Annotated in this window: 19 protein-coding genes and 1 pseudogene; 11 read left to right on the top strand and 9 right to left on the bottom strand. The window is 41.3% G+C overall.

Annotated features, from left to right (window positions below):
* The first annotated feature begins 78 nt into the window (after positions 1-78).
* From PGR14_RS13905 to PGR14_RS13870, 8 genes are all read left to right on the top strand, one after another.
* Positions 79-792, top strand: a complete 714-nt coding sequence (locus PGR14_RS13905; RefSeq protein ID WP_270223604.1) for a hypothetical protein — start codon at positions 79-81, stop codon at positions 790-792.
* A gap of 85 nt (positions 793-877) precedes the next feature.
* Complete coding sequence (locus PGR14_RS13900; RefSeq protein WP_022415592.1) at positions 878-1,207, top strand: DUF1648 domain-containing protein; 330 nt, start codon at positions 878-880, stop codon at positions 1,205-1,207.
* 61 nt (positions 1,208-1,268) lie between these two features.
* Positions 1,269-1,502: an LPXTG cell wall anchor domain-containing protein gene (locus PGR14_RS13895; RefSeq protein WP_005333531.1), complete on the top strand. Its 234-nt coding sequence runs from the start codon at positions 1,269-1,271 to the stop codon at positions 1,500-1,502.
* Positions 1,503-1,557: 55 nt separating this feature from the next.
* Positions 1,558-1,941, top strand: coding sequence for a hypothetical protein (locus tag PGR14_RS13890; RefSeq protein ID WP_226850873.1), 384 nt, complete (start codon positions 1,558-1,560; stop codon positions 1,939-1,941).
* 225 nt (positions 1,942-2,166) lie between these two features.
* Positions 2,167-2,841: a response regulator transcription factor gene (locus PGR14_RS13885; RefSeq protein ID WP_005333533.1), complete on the top strand. Its 675-nt coding sequence runs from the start codon at positions 2,167-2,169 to the stop codon at positions 2,839-2,841.
* A complete protein-coding gene (locus PGR14_RS13880; RefSeq protein ID WP_005333534.1) occupies positions 2,814-4,067 on the top strand; it encodes a sensor histidine kinase in 1,254 nt (417 codons plus the stop codon). Before PGR14_RS13885 ends, PGR14_RS13880 begins: the two co-directional genes overlap by 28 nt.
* A gap of 95 nt (positions 4,068-4,162) precedes the next feature.
* On the top strand, positions 4,163-4,834 hold the full coding sequence (locus tag PGR14_RS13875; RefSeq protein ID WP_172676439.1) for an ABC transporter ATP-binding protein: 672 nt from the start codon (positions 4,163-4,165) through the stop codon (positions 4,832-4,834).
* A gap of 5 nt (positions 4,835-4,839) precedes the next feature.
* Positions 4,840-7,296 (top strand): ABC transporter permease, encoded by a 2,457-nt coding sequence (locus PGR14_RS13870; RefSeq protein ID WP_227617543.1) that lies wholly within the window; start codon positions 4,840-4,842, stop codon positions 7,294-7,296.
* 495 nt (positions 7,297-7,791) lie between these two features.
* Here the strand turns inward: PGR14_RS13870 and PGR14_RS13865 are convergent, their stop codons facing one another.
* From PGR14_RS13865 to PGR14_RS13825, 9 genes and pseudogenes are all read right to left on the bottom strand, one after another.
* Positions 7,792-8,715, bottom strand: a complete 924-nt coding sequence (locus PGR14_RS13865; RefSeq protein WP_023921587.1) for a S1 RNA-binding domain-containing protein — start codon at positions 8,713-8,715, stop codon at positions 7,792-7,794.
* 19 nt (positions 8,716-8,734) lie between these two features.
* Positions 8,735-10,705, bottom strand: a complete 1,971-nt coding sequence (locus PGR14_RS13860) for a VirD4-like conjugal transfer protein, CD1115 family (protein WP_022415647.1) — start codon at positions 10,703-10,705, stop codon at positions 8,735-8,737.
* Entirely contained in the window at positions 10,695-11,801 is a 1,107-nt protein-coding gene (locus PGR14_RS13855) for a hypothetical protein (RefSeq protein ID WP_022415648.1), read from the bottom strand. Before PGR14_RS13855 ends, PGR14_RS13860 begins: the two co-directional genes overlap by 11 nt.
* 109 nt (positions 11,802-11,910) lie before the next feature.
* The gene (locus PGR14_RS13850) at positions 11,911-12,612 is read right to left on the bottom strand and encodes a DUF6100 family protein (RefSeq protein ID WP_270223601.1); all 702 of its coding nucleotides are present in this window, start codon (positions 12,610-12,612) and stop codon (positions 11,911-11,913) included.
* Positions 12,613-12,618: 6 nt separating this feature from the next.
* Positions 12,619-13,146, bottom strand: coding sequence for a DUF5697 family protein (locus PGR14_RS13845; RefSeq protein WP_005333543.1), 528 nt, complete (start codon positions 13,144-13,146; stop codon positions 12,619-12,621).
* 328 nt (positions 13,147-13,474) lie between these two features.
* The gene (locus PGR14_RS13840; protein WP_270223600.1) at positions 13,475-14,323 is read right to left on the bottom strand and encodes a MerR family transcriptional regulator; all 849 of its coding nucleotides are present in this window, start codon (positions 14,321-14,323) and stop codon (positions 13,475-13,477) included.
* Positions 14,324-14,455: 132 nt separating this feature from the next.
* Positions 14,456-14,986, bottom strand: a complete 531-nt coding sequence (locus PGR14_RS13835; protein WP_005333547.1) for a hypothetical protein — start codon at positions 14,984-14,986, stop codon at positions 14,456-14,458.
* A 2-nt stretch (positions 14,987-14,988) separates the two neighbouring features.
* The gene (locus PGR14_RS13830) at positions 14,989-16,164 is read right to left on the bottom strand and encodes a MarR family transcriptional regulator (protein ID WP_023921589.1); all 1,176 of its coding nucleotides are present in this window, start codon (positions 16,162-16,164) and stop codon (positions 14,989-14,991) included.
* 425 nt (positions 16,165-16,589) lie between these two features.
* Positions 16,590-16,913, bottom strand: a pseudogene (locus PGR14_RS13825) (helix-turn-helix domain-containing protein); the annotation flags it as partial.
* A gap of 21 nt (positions 16,914-16,934) precedes the next feature.
* Here PGR14_RS13825 and PGR14_RS13820 point away from each other — a divergent pair.
* The 3 genes from PGR14_RS13820 to PGR14_RS13810 all read left to right on the top strand — a co-directional run.
* Entirely contained in the window at positions 16,935-17,354 is a 420-nt protein-coding gene (locus PGR14_RS13820; RefSeq protein WP_242859489.1) for a hypothetical protein, read from the top strand.
* A 143-nt stretch (positions 17,355-17,497) separates the two neighbouring features.
* Positions 17,498-18,085, top strand: coding sequence for a helix-turn-helix transcriptional regulator (locus tag PGR14_RS13815; protein WP_055248371.1), 588 nt, complete (start codon positions 17,498-17,500; stop codon positions 18,083-18,085).
* Between the two features lie 162 nt (positions 18,086-18,247).
* On the top strand, positions 18,248-19,288 hold a 1,041-nt coding region (locus PGR14_RS13810; protein WP_270223599.1), incomplete at its 3' end, for a helix-turn-helix domain-containing protein.

The raw sequence follows: 19,288 nt of genomic DNA, 5'->3' as shown, positions 1-19,288 counted from the left end.
ATGATGAAAGTGATTGCAAGATTTGATATAGTAATCCTAAAAGCATTATAAAACTAATTCTTAAAGGATGACTATAATATGAAAAAGGGATATGTGGGATTATTGGCATGTGCGTCAGGAATTCTGATCGGACTGGGAATCAGCCGGCTGGATCTGACAGGTTATCTTGAAAAAACACAGGAGCAGGAATATCACCCGGTAGAAAGAAAGGTGCCTGAATCAGTAGAAAGCAAGCTGAAAGATCCAAAACAGTGCTGGCTGTGTGGAAGCGATGAACGGAGTATGATGGATTATTTCCGGAAGTTTGACGATCTGGGAGTGATCTGTACCAATCACTGGTATGTGATGGATATGCATATCCGGAATCATGATGAGGACGGGAATCTTACCGGCCCGCAGGGAAACGGGCATATGGGTTATACCGGGACAGGAGAAGGCGGCTGCTTTTTCCATACGGAGCAGATGTCGGATTACGGGATTTCCGAAGTATCGGTGGATTACGGGGAAGATAGTATCTTCGATGTGAAAAAAGTACAGAACCATCTGTGTCAGGAATGCCTGGATAAGCTGGTGGAAAGCATGGAGGTATTCTGTGAGGAAACGCAAAAACCCAAGCCCCGTGATCTGGTACTGGTGGATTTTCAGACATTGGAGCTGTACGCCATTCAGGAGCATAATGCGGGATACTTTATCCGGGATTATTATGTGGAAATTGAGTCGGAGGAAGATGGGGTGGAAGTAAAGGCATTTTACTGCCCGAAGCTTAATAACGGGGAAAAGGATGGAGAATAAATTGAGGTTTGCATTGGTGAGGAGTATAATGTAAGTACGTGTTATGTATTGGAAAAACTTGAATTTAGCAGAAAGAAGGATTGTTATGAAATTTATCAATACTAGAAAATTCACATGGATAATTTGTATAATAGGATTTTTGCTTGCTCTTGTAAGTATATTTTTCTTACCGAGTATTATTCCAGTACATTTTGCAAATGGGATTGCGGATGATTATGGAAGAAAAATACAAATATTTTTATTTCCTATATTACAAGTGCTTATCACTTTTTTGACTGGACGAGAAAAAGTAAAATATTGCCTGACACATTCAAAAACTTTCTTAACGGACATTCAGTTTAATTGGATGATAGATGGTGTACTTTTATTGGTAATGTTTGCAGAAATATGGGTTATCTATGCTTCATTTGCATAGAAATACTTGCATAACAATTTACATTTGATTGAGCAGATAAAAATGATTTGAGGTGGTAGCAATGAAAAAGCGATTGGGAATCATAGCCGGAATTTTAGGAATTGTATTGGCAGTCATTGGCATTGTACTGAAGCAGAAAGAAAACACAGCCGTTTCTGTTATTGGTGGTGCGGATGGCCCGACTTCTATTTTCATAGCAGGGAAGTTAAATGGTGATAATTTTATTTTTATGATTGTAGTTGGAATTATTTTATTGATTTTGGCAGGAGTTATTTTTTACAAACGTAAGCATTAAGTTACAGTTTTTTAGACTGTGTATGGCGGAAGAACCGGGAAAGTGTAGATATATCATGGGGATTTTGGAAAAAAATAAAAAAAGTAAGGGTACAGCGTTTGTCTATGATGAGAATAATGATTACTATAAGATGGAAATAAACGGGATTGAATTTGTCTGTGACAGTATACATTCCGATTATGAGAAGCATGCAGTTGAACTGGCACAGGCGTATGAGAAAAGGCTGCCGGATATCGTGGATTATCTTATGCCGGATATAAAGGAGATGTTTGGAATTACAAATCCAGATGTAATAGCAAACTCACTAGGAAAGCCGAGTATAGATTTGGATAGAGGAACACTGACTTATCTGGAGCACACAATGGACAGCCTACATATTATTGAAATGGAATTTGACGGTATCTTCACGGCATTCTATAACTCCTGTATTGATGGATAGGACTTTAGTAACATAGAGCTGCAGTTGTCTACAGCTTTTATCCAGACTTCGGATGTTACAGAGAAGCAATCAGAAATGGATTGATCGATTTCTGAAGCAGTATCCGGTGAAATCCTTGAACATATGAAGGAAAAGTATGTATGTTAATTTTATTTTTATTGTAGACAAAAGATAGGACTGATATGATAAAAGAACAGGTTATTACAAATAGAGGTGGAGTATTTGATGCAGAAAATATTATTACTGGAGGATGACTTGAATCTAAATCGGGGAATTGCCCTGTTACTTTCACGGGAAGGGTATGAGGTTCGTCAGGTTTATACAATAAAGGAAGCAAAAGAAGCATTTCAAAAAGGAGATTATGCTCTTGTTATCAGCGATATTACATTGCCGGATGGTACAGGACTGGATTTTGGAAGGATGGTACGTGCAGGTGGAGATACATATCTTATCTATCTTACGGCTTTGGATCAGGAAATAGATATTGTAAATGGTTATGATACAGGGGCAGATGATTATATTACCAAACCATTTTCACTGATGGCTTTGGTGTCGAAGGTGAACGCATTGATGAGACGGCTTTCTAAGGTACAGGCACAGATTATGTCTTCCGGAGAGATTACGGTGCATATGAAAACGATGCAGGTGTATAAAGGGGATGAACCAGTTACTTTAAGTAAGAAAGAATTCTCTCTGTTGCTGTATCTCTGGGAGAATGCAGGACAGATTGTTTCAAAAGAAAGTATCCTGGAGCATGTATGGGATATAGACGGTCAATTTGTCGATGATAATACGGTTACTGTCAATATAAGCAGACTGAAGAATAAACTTGGAACAGAAGAGATAGCGAATGTGAGAGGACTGGGATATATATGGACCGGAAAGGTAAACAAAAATTAAAACGGTATTTTATCGTATATGTAATCTTTGCAGTATTTTTTACAGTAGGAATGTATCTGATAACAAAGTATGAGGAAAATGCGAAAGCAACGCAGATAGCACTGCTCCTTGCAGAACATCCTGAACTGGAAGGGGAAATAGTTGCAATCTGGGAAAAGTCAGGAACAGTAGATTTTATAAGAGACCGGGACGATCAGAAGATAGAAAGAGTCGTACAGATGCTGGAAGAAACTTATGGTTATCACTCAGGGAGTGGATCTTCAGATGTGGTTATAAGGATTATCTGGGGAATTGGATTACTAGTGGGAGTCATAGTATGTAGCCTGTTCTTGTACCTGGACCGAAGAAAAAACTGGAGCAGATACGGTGATGAGGAACAATTACAGCAATTATATGAATGTCTGCAGGAATTCAGAAAAGGAAAATTCCAAACATATCCTGAAGAAACATCAGAATCGGAACAATGGTTAAAGGTGTGGGAATCTGTAAAGGAGCTGGGGCAATATTTCGAAGATTTGAAGGAACGTCTGGAGCAGGAAGAAAATGGTACGAAGAGTCTGATTACAGATATTTCCCATCAGTTGAAGACTCCGCTTGCATCACTCCGGATGAGTCATGAGCTGGTGGCAGAAAATCGGGTTACAGGAGAAGAACAGAGGGAGTTTCTGGAGCAGGAATCACAGGAACTTACCAAACTGGAACAGCTCTTGAATGAACTGGTAAATCTTTCAAGGCTGGAAACACATATGATCCAGATACATTCGCTTCATGAAAGCCTGAAGAAAACGCTAACAGAGGCTGTCAGTCAGATTTATATGAAGGCAAGAGGAAAAGATATTTCCATTCAGGTGGAGATGGATGATGATATAGTTGTGAACCATGATTCAAAATGGACGGTAGAAGCATTAACGAATATCCTTGAGAATGCAGTCAAATATTCACCGGAACATACAACGATTACAGTGAGGACGCAGGAGCTAGCAAGCAATGTGCTTATTGAAGTAGAAGATGAAGGAATGGGCATTCCTGCGGAGGAACTGCATAAGATCTATCAGAGATTTTACCGGGGAAGGAAAGCAAAGGAACAGGTAAAAGACGGAGCGGGTGTCGGTCTGTATCTTGCCAGAAAGATCATAGAAGAACAGGGGGGGACAATAGCAGCCAAAAGAAAGGCTGAGAAAGGTATGATATTTAAAGTGACACTGCCGCTCATAATAGGAGAATAGTCGGAACCCTTACAAAACTGTTATGGTTGTTGTAAGGGTTTTGTAATGCAGGAATGTTATAGTAGGGGTATGAAATGGAAAGGGGACTTGAAGATATGAGTAGTATTTTAAAAGTAGAAGATCTAGTAAAGTATTATGGAGAAGGCGAGAATCAGGTGAGAGCCGTGGATCATACAAGTTTACAGATAGAGAGAGGCAAGTTTACAGCTATCGTAGGACGTTCCGGCTCCGGAAAATCTACACTTCTGCATCTGATTGGAGGGCTTGACAGACCGGATTCCGGCAAAGTATGGATTGATGGAACCGATATCTATTCTCGAAAAGATGATAAACTGGCACAGTTTCGAAGAAAGAAGATAGGATTTATCTTTCAGGATTTTAATCTGATTCCATCGCTGAATGTGTGGGAGAATATCGTTCTTCCGCTGGGACTTGATAATCGCAAGGTAAAGCCGCGGGAAGTGGAAGATATTCTCAAAAAAATCGGACTGCAGGATAAGAAAGATGCGATGCCGTCTGCTTTGTCTGGTGGACAGAAACAGAGAACTGCGATAGCCAGGGCATTGGTGACAAGACCGGCGATAATTTTGGCGGATGAGCCGACTGGAAACCTTGATTCCCAGACTGAGCTAGAGGTTATGAGCCTATTGAAAAGCTGCGTGTCGGATTTCGGGCAGACGCTTATCATGATTACCCATGATGAAACGATTGCCCAGATGGCGGATGAAATGATTATCATTGAAGATGGCAAGGCGGTGAGAAGATAATGAAGATGACGACCAGAGTTGCATATTGCAATATGCGGCATTATAAGAGCAAAAACATACTGATTGGAATTGCCATTATCCTGACAACATTACTGCTGTTCGTAATCCCATCAATCGGAAAAGATATGGTGGAAGTGAACTTTGCGGTAATCAATAAGATTTATCCAACATGGCATGCCCTTTATCGGAACGTGGACGAGAGTACAGTTATGAAACTGGCGGCACATCATGATGTGAAAACTTACGGACTCCGCAGCGATGCGGGGTACATGAATCTGGAAGATGCGACGGTTTCCATGATGTATATGGACAGAACAGGGATGGAACTTTATAAAGTGAAGCTGAAAGAGGGGCAACTTCCGCAGAAAGAAAATGATATTGTGGTTTCAAAAGGAATACTGGAAGCATTAGGACAGAATGGGAAAATCGGTGACACTATCACAGTACCTTATCAGATTCTGAAAGATGACGGACTGGATTATACGAAGGAGAAAGACTTTCGAATCTGTGGTTTTTTAGCAGATAATGAGAGCAGCAAAGAACAAAAACAATATACATCATTGGTTTCAGAGGCCTTTCTGAAAGCGGAGATACCGGTAGAACAGGTGAAATATCGGTTTTTACTTCAGGTGAATGGACAGAAAGGAAATACGACTGCAGATTATACAGAGACGATACAGAATATTGCCAGACAGTTCGGGATTTCCGAGGATGACATGAATATTAATAAAGAGTATCTTGCAGCAAATTATGTGGATCCGGCTACAATTCCGGTGATTGTAGGAATCATGCTTATTGTTGTATTGGCGGGCATTATCACAATTTATAGTGTTTATTATGTATCTATGAACCAGAGGGTTCGGGAATTTGGAAAGTTAAAGGCAATCGGGGCTACGAAACGGCAGCTTAGACAAATCGTACTAAGAGAGGGAATGGGAGTGGCGTTGTTTGCCATTCCGATAGGACTTTTGATCGGAACAGTTGCTGTGAAAGTTGTACTTCTCCAGTTTGTAGAACATGCAAAGGATTCAAACGTACTTATAACAGAGGCATACAAGGTTGTAGCTAAAGGAGAAGTCCAACTTTATTATTGGTGGATTTATCTGTTGGCAATTGCAGTGACTCTGTGTACAGTGTATCTGTCACTGATGAAGCCTATGCGTATGGCGGCGAAGGTATCAGAAATAGAAGCTATGCGTTACCAGGGAGGCAGTAAGCGACAGAAAAGCAGCAGGAAGGGATATCAATTTCTGAATATCGGACGACTGACCAAGAGAAATCTTGCAGAGAATAAAAAGAAGAGTACTATCACGATTGTATCTATGGCCGTTACCGGAATATTTGTCATGATGGTAGCAACGGTGCTGTCTTGTGCAAATCCGATGGAAAGTGCAAAGAGTTCGATTGTGGGGCAATATGAGATTTCTCCAATTGTGGAATCCGGGAATAAAGAGCATCCTGAATATGAATGGGCGGAGGTTCAAAAGAATAATCCATTAAATGAAGGACTAAAGCAGCAGATAGAGGAGCTTGACGGTGTTGAGCGGGTAGATGTGTTTACCGCGTTGAAGGTATCAGGAGGACCTTTTGAAGAAAAAATTGGAACCGAATTTATCAATGGAGTGCCGGAAGAATACGCAGAAGAGCTGAAAAAAGGAATCACTGAAGGCAATGTCACATACGAGGAATTGAAATCCGGGGATAAAGTGATTCTGGACCGCGCGCTACTTCACTGGTATCCAGATATTAAAGTGGGAGATAAGCTGAAACTCAATATTCATGATGGAGATAATACCTTTCAAAAAGAGATTGAAGTGGCAGCAATTGGTGAATATGGAAGAGGTCTGACAAACTATAACTGTCTTATCATGGCAAAAGAAGGGGCAGAGAAACTTACCATAAATAATTCTTCCAGCTATTTTCAGGTGATTGCAGATAAGGATTATGATGAGGCACTGGAAGCATCTCTACAGGCTATTGTGGATGGATCAGGCAGACTGCAGATGCGTACCTGGAAGAATGAGTACGATACATGGGAAAATGCCATACAGATGACTAGAGGTGCATGTTATGCATTTATCATCATTCTGGCAGCAATCAGCATTATGAACTTGATTAACACAATGATCAATAGTGTCCATGTGCGAAAAAAGGAGCTTGGCATGATGCAGGCAATCGGAATGTCGGACCGTCAGTTGATGAAGATGCTCCAGTTGGAAGGTATATTCTATACAGTAGGCACTCTTATTATCAGTATCGGAGTGGGAAGTCTTGCAGGATATCCGTTGTTTTTATATGCAAAGCGTACAGGAATGTTTGATATCAGCACATACCATTATCCGGTAACAGCAGCTATTATTATAATTTTAACATTGTTTGTGATACAGATGTTATTGGCAATATTCATTGCAAAGTCAGTAAGGAAAGATTCATTGATAGAGAGAATTCGTTTCAGTGAGTAAGAATATAAATTTCTGATGTTTAATGCAGATACTAATCAATGTCATAATAAAAAGGGGGACTTGATTTCTCAAATCCCCCAGTGTATAATGAACTCAAGAAAGGTATTCAGATGCAAAATCTGATGCCCTCAGTTAAATTTTATATTCTATGTATAAGTCATAGCATCCAAAACTTTCCTAGGGTCGTGGATGCTATTTCTTATTATGTCGATCTATATAAGTCAAAGCCGCAAAAATTACCAATAGTAAAGTCAATACTTCCATTGTATTCATGGGCATCACCCTCCTTGGATACTAGAGGGCAAAATCGAAATGCATCCGTCTTTCCGGTTCAGTAATACCGAATCAGTATAACACGTTACCGTTTTCAGTACAATAAGGTAATGGTCTGAAAAATACTTTATTCTGTCACCTTATGTAGCTGTATCGTGAGTATTTGCTGGACTAATTGGTGCTGTATATGAAAAAAAGCTATTTAAAAATAAGGTGGAAGCCTTATATGGTCTGCTTGATGATGCGGGTGATGATGCCGAGGGCAACATTACGCTCTTCATCAATATGCGTCACCACAAAGGATACCTGATCCTTTTTCCCGACTGTCCGGCTGTCATAGCAGGAGTGGGCAATGGCATTGACACCGATGGAGAGCCGGACAAAGACGGTGCCTTTATGGATGTCTTCCACAGTTCCGGCGTATTTTCCCTGAATCTTACATTTTTTCATGTTTTCCTTGCTGGTGTTGCCTTCCACACTTTTGACATCTGCGTGGACAATGACCTGCTCCGGTGAGTCTGCCCGCACATCCAGGATGCGTACCAGGATGTGATCGCCTACCTGGAAGCGTTCTCTGGCATCACCCATCCAGTCGAAGGACAGGTCTCTGGCAAGAATGGAGGTTTCCACACCGAAAATTTCTGCCCGGACTACCTTTTCCGCAACAGCAATGACTCTTGCCTGCACGATACGGTCTTCATAAACTTTCGGCATTCCGGAAGCATCTTTATCCAGATAGAAGATCTGGCGTTTCTTCAGCATCGCTTCTTTCCGGCTGGCGACAATGCTGCGTGTCTTCGGATCTAATCCCTTAATCAGAAAATCAATCTCACATCCAAGCATATTGTTGAGGATTTTGTTCTGCCGCAGAGCAAGCTCCCCATAATCGTGTGCTTCATCCTGCATGAGATGGATCATCATCTCAGTTACTGGGATGACAGTACGGAAATCCTTGTAGTAAACCACGGCAATGAGGCTGCCGTTTTCTGTTTTCTCGATACCGCCAAGCATTCCGGTTAAGATCCGGCGGGTACGGTAGGCATTCTGGATCTCATGCCAGGTAAGGTCTGAAATGGACTGGGCTGTTTCCAGCTTCGCATCGGAATCCAGAGTTAAAATAGGTGTGTTGGTTGTTTCGTTTGGCATCATAGTGTCTCCTTTCAAATTATGACATGATAGAATCTTTATCTAAAGGAACCATGTCTGTGTGATCCGAATAGTTATCTGCTGAGAAGTCATCCGGGAAATCGTGATAGCCAGGTTCCTGATAAACGCTTTGCTGGTCAAAGTGCGGTTCAGCTTTTTTCTTTTTCTGCTTTCCATAAGAAGCGGTTTTTTTTGGGTGGGAAGCAGGAATAGTTGGAGTGTACGTATATTCTTCACTACATGCTCCTTTTCTCCATTCCGGAATATGTTCGGAAGCCTTCCGGGGAATGAGTTTTTGGGCATCCGGGTGCAGGGTGTAATCGTATTTTTCTACCTGCAGTACCTTCTGACCACGCAGGATAATCAGTGCAGTATCCAGCGGGAGCCGCAGGATCTCATCCGGAGTTAAGAGCTTTCGTTTCCCGATGGATCTGGTCTGGCGGTATTCCGGTGTATAATCGGATACCCTCCAGCTATTTAATTGTTTGGCTTCGCTGCTGACACCAACGGTCACATCACCGGAGCGGTTAGAGATAAATGTAGCAGTTACCTCATCCGTACAGCCTAAAAATAGCTGAGTGTCGCAGTTCCCGATGATTTCCTGCCATTGGTTTAAGGGATACCGGTTCTGCATCTGAGGCAGGTTTTGGAAAATGCAGGAAATACTGAGGTTTCGACTTCGGATCACGGAAATCTTTTTGTTGAGCGATAGGATTGCTCCCGTATTCGCCAGCTCATCAGCCAGGATATGTACCGGAACCGGCAGTTTTCCATCTTCCCCATAGGTGTCTGCATAACGGACCAGTTTGATAAATACGAAGGTCATAAACAGGGAAGAAAGAAAATCAAAAGTGCTGTCTTGATCCGAAGTGATGCAGAAGTATGCACATTTTTCTTTTCCCGGCAGCGTCAGGTTGATCTCATCATAGGAAGTGATCTGGCGGATCAGCTTGTTCTGGAATACCTGAAGTCTGGAACCGAGTCCGATGATGACGCCGGAACGTACCGTGTCACTTGCCTGCTTATAGATGCAGTAGGGGACTTTTGCCGGATGGGAGACCGGAAGCAGGTCAAAGAGGCTGTTCAGTTCTTTTTCCGAACTCATGGTCAGGAGTTTGTATACCTGTCCGATATTCTTTGCCTCCGGTGGGAATCCCTGATCCACATAGAGAATCAGAGCTTTTAATAAGTTCATCTCGGCATTGTCCCAGAAGTGATCGCCTTTGGCAGAACCGGTATTCTGGATGATGACATCAGCAAATACCTGTGCCATGGTTTCCTGTCCGCCAATTTCACCCAGACAATTCCAACTATCCGAGTTTTCCGGGTTTACAAGATTAAAGGATTTCACGATATATCCGGCATTCTCAAGGTAAGTGGCTGTACTTTCGTACAATTCCGATTTTGGATCGGTGATGATGAGGCTTTCCCCGCGGGCAACACACTGGAAGATCATGTTGCGTGCAAAGGCCCGGCTTTTCATGGAACCGCTGGCACCGTAAACGGCAATATTCCGGTTCATGCGGGTATCCTTCGGGAGACAAACGGCTTTTCCGTTCAGTTTTCCAAGAATGGTTCCCTTGTGTTTCTTGACATCATTCGTAAGCTCCAGTACCTGATGCATTTCCTCCAAAGTCATAAAACCGGAAGTCCCATAGGTTCCCTTTGTGGAATAATTCAGGTTCCGGCCCCGGTCTGTTATTTCCCCGTTTCGGTCAAATCCCATACGCATGAGAAGGAAGGTCAGGAGTCCAAAAGCTGCCAGACATAGAAAAATCCCATACAGATTGTACGGGAAAGCAGTCAGGGCATCCAGACAGGCGAGCGGGTGCGGGGAGGGGATCTGCGGGGCAGTTCCGTTTCCGGCAAAATTGCCGGCAGATTCCCAGGTCTGATAGTTGCGGATAAATTGAGCAACATAGCCTCCTGCATAGAGGGTGCAGAAGGTGATCGGAAGCATATAAATGAGCTTCCACCATTTACGGTTCATGTAAAAACCCCCTTTTGAATTTGCAAAGGTCAATACTGGAGAAATGGATTGTGGCAGTTAAGTATTTTTTCAGGACCGGAATCTGAAAATCGAAACAGATCAGGTTCCCGGATCTGCCGTATACATTTAAGCCGGTATTGAACCGGTTGATTCGCTGCATGTCAAAATCATAAGCAAGAAGGATGGGGTTCCCGGAAGCATCCGTGGCATCATGTTCCAGTGGAATTGAATCGCTGCGGCAGCCCAGATCGGACAGCAGGAGGTTGTCCAGCTTTTCCATGATCTCAGGGTGAACCAGCAGTTTTAAAAGCACTTCCCCTTCCGGAGTATTGGGAAGGTAATGGAAATGCTCGAAGGAGGTGTCCAGCATAAACAGGCTCTTTTTGTAGCCTCCGGTACTGGTAAACAGCCGGAAAGCCATTTCCATGTCGGTTCCGGTCATGATTGCCCGGATCTGTGGATGTCCGTTGTAAGGGTAGCCTTGCAGGTAATGCTGCAGGAAGGCGTTTAAGCGGACTTCCGTTCGATATTCCCATTTCAGGACTCCGTTTCCCGTGTTATAAAGGACATAGACACATTGCGGTGCCATCAGGATGCCCATGCTGCGGGAGTTCCTAATCTTCGTGGTCTCCGGGCCCAATTCCTTAATTTCTCTGGAAGCGTAAAAAAGAGGAAGGCTTCGCATACCGATGGAACCAGCTTCGCGGTGATTACAGAAGATGTCAGGTTTTACATCCGGATAAAAGGGAATCCCGGCATGAAGGAGTGTCAGATACGTTTCGGCTTTCTGATGTAAGCGGATACGTCGGGATACTTCACTTCGGATGAGGTTCGTCTCGGTATTGCCGGTCAGATAGCACTGGAAGCGTAGCGGCGAGACAGATAACAGCATCTCTTTCGCAGCTTTTGTAAGACGGTAGCCTCTGAGAGCATCCCGGTAGTGGGTACGGATGAGGTGTTCCGCCTTCAAATCCGTAATGAGTTTTTCCGCATAGGAGGCACTTGGGATGAGTCTGTTTAGCTGGTCTGCGGGAAATTCCCCGCACATCCCTATCATTTCCAGTAAGCGGTATTTCGTAGTGTCAGGTCTTATCAAATAAGCATCACCTCAATTCAGTTCTTACCCATGCAAGCCTATACTTGGGTAAATCTCCGGTGGTTTGGAGATAAAAAAAGCAAGAAAACAAAGTTCCCTGCGGTGGTTCTTACCGATGTCGGATTTCTGCCTGAGAAGTCAGGAGATTTTCCGACATGCTTTCGTGATGATTTTTCTGGTTCTGCAGCCATTTCGGAAAGTCAGCTTTTTCCATAACCGATACCAGTGTACAGTCCTTTAAGCCAAGCTGTGTCGTGTAGTAGGAATCACAGAAAAAGCCGCTGTCATCTGTCAGAACATAAGTACAAAGTGTATCCAGAATCTGTTTAAACTCCAGATTGTCATAATCCCGGATACGTCTTTGAGGAAGTTCCCTGTCATATATTTGACTGAAAGATATCACGCAGTCACGATAGAGGGGCAGGGCATTTTGTTTTACATACTCCCGAAGCATATAATTAAGCGGTTCATGGAGAAATGCAGTGTTTGTGTGGACTCTTCGTTTCGGAAGCAGTCCGGGAAGCGTAATGGTGAGAATCCCCTGCTGTTCTGCAATCCGCATTCCCTGTGCATCTGCCGCTTTGGGAAGATAAGCTGCTTGATTTGGGGAGAGAGCCGGACAGACAAGGTTACGCATCTGGCAGGCAATCCGCTCCGCCCGAAGAGCAGCACTGACGCTCAGTTCCTCAAAATTTTTATCATAATTCTGGATATCAGTGACCTTCAGAGCGTAAACGGTATTCGTCAGTTTTTGCAGCTCCCCTTCCAGTTTTTCAAGCCGCTGGTAAATGGTTGGTGTATTTTGCGTCATAATAACCTACTTTCTCATGTAGTAACTGACAGCACCGGATTCATTTACAAGGCAGTAAGCGGCTACATCATCAATGGTGATTTTGGCAGCCTGGCTTTCGGATTCTAAGACAATCAGGCGTTTGGAACCATGTGATGGGATACTTTCCATCACATGATTGATCAGAGCCTCCTGTTCTTCACCGATATAGATGATTTCGTATTGTTCATCTTGCGAAAAGAAATTGAGCTTGATTGGAAATTCGCCACTGGTGTGGTATACAACACCTTTCTTAAAATCCAGCAGTACCCAGAAGCATGTAATTATAGCATAGTCAGGATTCTCAGCAGACTGCTGGCTGTCACAAAGAAGGTCATGCTCTTTATCGTAAATGATGCGCCCTTGTTTGATGAGGCTGGTAATCAATGACTTGATAGACTGCTCATGTCGGGAGAAAAGTTGTAAAACCTGGTCATACCTCAGAGTATGGTAAGTGGTAATGAACCGTAAGAGCTTGGCTCCCTCTCCTTGATAGATTTCGTTCCTTGTTTTCATGATTGACTCCCTTCTATATATAATAGGAAACTTTATACATATGGCTGTACGTACAGGATACGTTTGGTATTGTAAGTATAGTGTACGTACAAAGTACATAGAACCTGCTGTCAGCGATTGAATTTACAGGTACAAAAAAAGCACCATCTATGGGTGCTGGAAATAAGGAAAACTATAAGCAATACCTATTGTAGCATGGGTAATTTTACGCTTCAATCGCAGAAGCAGGTCATTTCTGTGCCATTTTCACTGGTTGGCATAAAAAAAGCAGGAAACCATTTTGATTCCCTGCATGGTGTATTGTTGTGCTTTTGTGTAGTTCTAATGATTACTTGTCTTTATAAAATGCTTCGAAAGCTTGTGCGAAGAATTCGGCTGTACCATTGCCGTATTTTTCATCTATCATAGGTTTGATTTTTTCATTACGGTAATATTGAGCCTGTGCAACCATCAGACCGTGTTCTTTCTTTATCTGTGAAAGTTGTTTCATAAGAAAACCGTATTCGGAAACAAGTTCTCTTACTTCAGAAGAATCTGGTGAACATACTTTTTTAGCTGCTAATTTGTATAAAAGATTGTCAAATTGTTGGTTGTAACTTTCTGCAGCCTCTTTGCTAATAGGATTGTTGGCAACAGACAGGAATTGCTCTTTTCCTCCATACCACTCAACAACTTTAGCATAGCCTTTCTGCATTTCTTCTGATGAAACTGTCTTAATATAATGCTTTTTCCATTCTTCAATGCTTCCAAACTCTTTTACAGCAAGTTCTTTCATATTGTCAGGCATATGTTCAAACATAGTTTGGAACATTTCTTCAACTTCCGTTTTACTAAAAATCGCAAAATCCATTTTATTCTCTCCTTTCAGGATATCATCAATGCTGGCAATCAGATGTTCCATACGTTCTTTCTTTGCTACCAACATTTTTCTCTGCATTTGCAAGATCTGGTTCCTTTCAAGAGCAGGATTCTCCAGAACAGCTTTGATTTCTTTCAAAGGAATGTCAAACTCACGGAAAAACAGAATCTGCTGTAATATTTCCAATGCCCTATCGTCATAAAGCCGGTATCCCGCATCACTTTTTTGCGTTCGTTTTAAAAGCCCGATTTCATCGTAATAGTGAGGCGTGCGAACGCTGATACCTGTAGGGTCTGGTATTTCTTTGTCTGTCCTCATAGTTGCTGACCTCCTGTTCCTGATAAGAGAACTGTACGCTATGACGTTCCGTGAGAGTCAATATATATTTTGCATTTTTTAGTATAACATTTTTATGATATTACGAAAAGCCGAGGAGATAGGCGATATGTATTACTCTGGAAAGAACTTGTTGAGCGTATCCAATGTCTCTTTTGCAGTAAATCCCCAAAGGATGGTACTGAGTGCTTCAATCGCAGCCCTGCGTTTCCGGTAATAGGTGCGGTAGGAAATATTGGTGATGTGGTGAGCCAGCTTATCCAATATCTCATCTGTATTTTTCATTTCCTGTGGAGAGAGAAAAGCGTAGTAGAGAATCCAGTAATACTGTTCCCCATGCTTGTGATTGTTCCGGAGGAGATCGATGGATGATTCCAAAAGCTTCAGCATCTGGTTGCTTCTGGCAATACTTTTTGCCCGTTGTTCGATGTCGCTTCCGGTAAGATCAGCCCCGGCAGCATAGATGGAGTCCAGAAATTTGTCGATGTCATTGTCGTATTGGAGCTTAAACTGGTGCTCCATCTGGTGTACGACTACCTTCAGGCTGTAGGTTGCATCCCGGTATCTGCGTAAAAACTGATAGGTGTCGTGAAAACGTGGATCTTCTTCGGGTGAAGGAAATCCCTGTGTATTGCGGTTTGCCATGTCTATTCCCCCCCTTTCAGTGCAGAAGGCTCTGCCACGGCAGGCATCTTTTGGGCAGACTCATCCCCTGGACTTACGGACAACTCAAACCGATAAGCGGCATTTCCGTAGGGACAGATAATATTTAGAGTAAATGTATTAAATATATCTTTGCAGGCTGATAATGGAGATAATATATAGCGGGTTTTGGAGCAGTGGCAACATGGAATCCCTTGTGAATCCAATAGTTCTGCGACTTTTTGCACGATAAATTTCATGTGTGAATCTGGAACGCAGGAATCATTTTTTGTAACGGTGATTTGTGAGTCTGTGACAGTTTCTGAAACGCTAACAGAAGCAGAATCCTCAATAGTGATTTCTTCAGGTACATGGATTGGTAATTGCATCTTCATAGCGATCTCCTCCTTGTCAATCATAACGTCGCTGATATTAAACATCACGGACAGGTAATTGTTGAGATAAATTACGCTTCCGTGTTTTCCTGTAAATGAGATAAGTGTAATGTATTCTTTTTCCTCCAGTTTCTTCAAGAGTCGTGATACCGATGCCTTTGACAGACTCCACCTTTCACCCAGTTCATTAAAGCTGGTAAGGGGATTTCCGGTATTATCCCGGTAATAGACAATGGGACCGGAATCAGATCCCAGGACAGAGGAATCGTTGTAAACTGCATGAATCCACAGATCCAGAATAACATCCATTTCCGAGCATTTTCCAATGCCAATTAGTTCGTGAACTTTGGCAATCGGGAAAAAGAAAAACCCTGTATCTTTTTTACAGGGATAGTTGTATTCCAATACGGTATTGTCTTTGGGCCAGTCTGATATTTTGAATTTGACCAGGCGGTTTTTGCCGAGAAGAGAGTAGGTAATGTAATTCTGCTCTTCAAAAAATCGAAGGATGGACAACGCTTGATGTTGGAAACGGCAGCGAAACCATTCCTGAAGATCTGTGACTGTGCAGATCCACTCTCCTGGACCAATGGTATAGGTAATGTGTTCCATCCGGCGGTAGGATGTGCGGTAATTTGCATAGGAGCATAATACCAGATAATAAAAAAGAAAAGAGCCCCCGGTAGTTCGGATGCTCTTGGTAGTGATTAAAGTTTGTATGAAGTCACGGTAAATGCGACAGCGTGGAAATTCCACGATTTGTTTGAGTTCTAATTTGTAATTCATGGTGATCTTCCTTTCAAAGTATATTTAATTGTAATCGGACTTTTCATAGTGTTGGTATCAAGAAGAAGCCGATGGAAGTATAGCAAGTAGTCGTGTCACTCATTGCATTTTTATTGCATTTTTAAAATTTAGATTATGTGGCTATGTTGCTCTTAACTGGTTAAAAAGCCTTTAAAATCGTCTATATGCGTTAATACTCCGTACTGTCTGTCTGGAGTTTGAATAATAAAAATTTTCTGAAATCTCTTATAAACAGGGCATTTCAGGGCAGATAAAGTTCTATTTGATAACAAAATGATAACACGAGAGATTTTGGCATTATTTATCCGGAATCTTGTGGTTATCAGGTAATATGTGTGAAACCAACAAAAAGGTCTTACTGAATTGAGTGAAATCAATTTGGTAAGGTCTTTTTTCGTTGGTTTTTATTTGTAGTTTTTAGGATAATTATACCGCCACTGGTCATATTCTTCCTGAGTGATTTCTCCGGATTTTAGCTTTTCGGCTTGTTCCTGCCATGCATGGAACATATCAAACATAGAAAGGTAGGTGGTTCCTTTGGATTTGTCCAGCCGGAGGCAGAGTTCTCCGTCAATCTCACCAACATGAAGTCCGTAAAGGTCTTCTAATGTAAATAAGGTATGCATAAGTCCTACATAGCTGTCAATATCCGGGACAGCCAGTGCATGCGGAGAGACATCAAAAATATCAGCCAGTGCATTCAGATAGTTTTCTTTTGGACTGCGGGCACCTCAGCAGAGAACGAAGGATTGGCCGTACAAATCGCAGAATCCAGAGAAGATATACAGCTTTTGAAGGAAAGTAAAGAACAGGCGGTCAGAGATAAAAAAGCAGCAGAAAAGCGTGCAGAAACAGCAGAAAAACAATTAAAAAGCCTGGAAGAACGCAGGGAACAGTTACAGCCGATTATGGATAATGTGAGTAAGGAAATAAAAGAATATGGAACAGTTAAAATGTTGTTACCGGAAGCTGGTACGTTGGAACGGGCAGCGACCTACCGGGACAAAAAAATCAAACCGCTGTTTCTTCAGATAAAAAATAAGGTTGCGGCAATGGCTGTGCAGGTTAAAGAACTTACAAAAGAGGTGGAAAATTGGAAGAGTATATATGTGAGTCGAAAGGGTAGTCGAAAGGCTGCTCTTTACAAAGATGAAAATAAAAATTGCTGAAAAGGTATGAGTTTTGTAGTGTAAAACTCTTTTGACATTGTGTTTTCCGTTAAGTAAAATATCTTTGATAGACAGATAATGAAAAAATGATTATTCTTGGCTCAGATCAAGAGAACAAATTACTTGCGAAGGGAGGAAATTATATGGAGCTGAGTATACAGATAAAAAAATACCGAACAGAGCTTCATCTATCACAGGAGGAATTGGCAGAAAAGGTATATGTAACAAGACAGACAATTTCTAATTGGGAAAACGAAAAGAGTTATCCTGATATTCATAGCTTGTTACTTCTTAGTTCATTGTTTAATGTGTCTCTCGATCAATTAATTAAAGGAGATATAGAGAAAATGAAAGAAATTATTAGCGAGCAAGAAATTAAAAAGTTTAATTATTATGGTTCCATCTATACAGTTCATTTGGCCGTGTTGATTATATCGGCAGTACCTTTGTTTATGTGGCTCGGAAGGTATGCGTATATTCCGTTTGGGATTTTATTTATTATTACAATATACTGGGCGTTAAAGGTTGAAAAACTAAAAAAGAAAAATGATATACAAACCTATAAGGAAATTGTTGCATTTACGGAGGGAAAAAAATTGGATGAACTTCATAAGGCAGTTGAAGTGGGAAAACGTCCTTATCAAAATATATTAAAGGTTATTATCAGTGCGGGTGTTACAGCGATGATTTGCTTCTTAATTGGAGTACTGATGCACGTATTCTTGAATTAATTAAATTTAAGTATATTTTGATTTGTAGAATTATAAAATAGAGCATTTTTCTCGCAGATTTTAACCGGTAGTTAAGAAATCGAAGCCATAATTAAACGAAGGCTCAATTGTAAACACATATTAGAAATACTATAATGAGAATATAAACAGGAGGTAGGAACAATGCAAATTGGTGAGAAGATAAAAAACTATCGGAAAACTGCGGGATTAACGCAAGAACAGGTGGCGGATTATTTGGACGTTGCTACTCCTGCGGTAAATAAATGGGAAAAAGGAAACACATATCCAGATATATCATTACTTCCGGCAATTGCTCGATTATTAAAAATTGATATGAATGAACTATTTTCATTTCGTGAAGAATTGACAGAAAAAGAGATTGGACAATTTGTGAATGAGCTTTCGGAAGTTTCATTGGATAGCTTTATAAAAGCTTTTGAGATGGGAAAAAATAAAATAAAGGAATATCCTCATTGTGATTCGTTGATTTATTCAATTGCTACTGTTTTAAATGCGGCGTTAACTTTATCCGATGTCGATGATGAGAAAAAGTTGGAATGCAATAATGTGATTGTTGAATGGCTGGAACGAACTGCTGAAAGTCCGAATGAAAAGGTAAGGATTTCCAGTATTTTTATGCTTGCAGCGAAATATATACAAATGGAAAAATATAAAGAAGCAAATATCTTTTTGGATAAAATTCCAGATACTGTGATAGATGCCACAATTATGAAAACGAATGTACTAGCACACCAGGAAGGGACAGATATTGCAGCGTTCTTTTTAGAGGGAAAACTGATGCAGACAGTTACGAATATACAAAACTATCTGTATAAGTTGATAGAAATGGAAGAAGAAACCGGAAATCATTGTAAAGCAGAGGAGATTGCCGAAATCACAGAACATATGGTATCATTATTTGGTCTGTGGGATTACGGTAAAGTAGTACCATATCTATTGATTGCCGTGTATCGAAAGGATGTAGAAAAATGTATTCAGTTGATAAAAGAAGTGCTGATGGAGTCACAGAAGCCATGGAAGATGGTGGAATCACCTTTATATTACAGATATGTGGATACAGTACAGGGAAAGTCTTTTTCAGGCGTTGGAAATAATTTTGTTCATGCATTAGCTACAGAAATTGAAAATAAAGAAGAGTATGAATTTTTGAAAGGAAATAATAGAGATGAGCAAAACACATTA

It is taken from the genome of Coprococcus sp. AF99-45, assembly GCF_027663865.1.
GTDB lineage: Bacteria > Bacillota > Clostridia > Lachnospirales > Lachnospiraceae > Allocoprococcus > Allocoprococcus comes.
This window is presented reverse-complemented; position numbering and strand designations above follow the sequence as displayed.

Coding starts and splice junctions, on each gene's coding strand:
- PGR14_RS13815 (WP_055248371.1), top strand. CDS start 17,498: ATGGAGCTGAGTATACAGATAAAAAAATACCGAACAGAGCTTCATCTA.
- PGR14_RS13830 (WP_023921589.1), bottom strand. CDS start 16,164: ATGAATTACAAATTAGAACTCAAACAAATCGTGGAATTTCCACGCTGT.
- PGR14_RS13905 (WP_270223604.1), top strand. CDS start 79: ATGAAAAAGGGATATGTGGGATTATTGGCATGTGCGTCAGGAATTCTG.
- PGR14_RS13875 (WP_172676439.1), top strand. CDS start 4,163: ATGAGTAGTATTTTAAAAGTAGAAGATCTAGTAAAGTATTATGGAGAA.
- PGR14_RS13840 (WP_270223600.1), bottom strand. CDS start 14,323: ATGAGGACAGACAAAGAAATACCAGACCCTACAGGTATCAGCGTTCGC.
- PGR14_RS13880 (WP_005333534.1), top strand. CDS start 2,814: ATGGACCGGAAAGGTAAACAAAAATTAAAACGGTATTTTATCGTATAT.
- PGR14_RS13895 (WP_005333531.1), top strand. CDS start 1,269: ATGAAAAAGCGATTGGGAATCATAGCCGGAATTTTAGGAATTGTATTG.
- PGR14_RS13850 (WP_270223601.1), bottom strand. CDS start 12,612: ATGACGCAAAATACACCAACCATTTACCAGCGGCTTGAAAAACTGGAA.
- PGR14_RS13890 (WP_226850873.1), top strand. CDS start 1,558: ATGGGGATTTTGGAAAAAAATAAAAAAAGTAAGGGTACAGCGTTTGTC.
- PGR14_RS13870 (WP_227617543.1), top strand. CDS start 4,840: ATGACGACCAGAGTTGCATATTGCAATATGCGGCATTATAAGAGCAAA.
- PGR14_RS13860 (WP_022415647.1), bottom strand. CDS start 10,705: ATGAACCGTAAATGGTGGAAGCTCATTTATATGCTTCCGATCACCTTC.
- PGR14_RS13845 (WP_005333543.1), bottom strand. CDS start 13,146: ATGAAAACAAGGAACGAAATCTATCAAGGAGAGGGAGCCAAGCTCTTA.
- PGR14_RS13900 (WP_022415592.1), top strand. CDS start 878: ATGAAATTTATCAATACTAGAAAATTCACATGGATAATTTGTATAATA.
- PGR14_RS13865 (WP_023921587.1), bottom strand. CDS start 8,715: ATGCCAAACGAAACAACCAACACACCTATTTTAACTCTGGATTCCGAT.
- PGR14_RS13835 (WP_005333547.1), bottom strand. CDS start 14,986: ATGGCAAACCGCAATACACAGGGATTTCCTTCACCCGAAGAAGATCCA.
- PGR14_RS13885 (WP_005333533.1), top strand. CDS start 2,167: ATGCAGAAAATATTATTACTGGAGGATGACTTGAATCTAAATCGGGGA.